Source organism: Microbacterium sp. Leaf351 (assembly GCF_001423825.1).
Lineage (GTDB): Bacteria > Actinomycetota > Actinomycetes > Actinomycetales > Microbacteriaceae > Microbacterium > Microbacterium ginsengisoli.
In genome coordinates this window covers 55,318-55,632 of record NZ_LMPK01000012.1, presented here as the reverse complement: position 1 = coordinate 55,632, position 315 = coordinate 55,318, and the positions used below count along the sequence as shown (strand labels likewise).

1 protein-coding gene is annotated in these 315 nt (G+C 75.2%); it reads right to left on the bottom strand.

What is annotated here, in order from left to right; translation table 11 throughout:
- Window positions 1–115 precede the first annotated feature (115 nt).
- Window positions 116–315, bottom strand: a 200-nt coding sequence (locus ASG00_RS05185; RefSeq protein WP_056207395.1) for a hypothetical protein, incomplete at its 5' end; no start/stop codon positions are given.

The following is a 315-nucleotide window of genomic DNA, read 5'->3' as shown; positions in this document are numbered from 1 at the left end:
CCCGGCCAGAAGCAGGACGAGCGCGCCGAACACGGCGACCGCGGCGGCGGTGACGGCGCGGCGGGGTGGGCGTGTCAGGGTGGTGGGGGTGCGCATGCGGGATCACTCCGGTCGGTCAGGTGTTCGTGCTCTTGCTGGTGGGGCGGCGGCGGCCGGCGAGGATGGCGCCGGTGATCAGCAGCAGCGCCCCGGTCGGGTACCCGGCGACCAGGTCGAGCCAGCCGGAGGGCTGGCCGGGGCCGAACACTTCCAGGTGCGCGAGCCAGTGGATGATCGCGACGATCGCGCCGGCGGCCATCAGGGCCTGGCCGACCC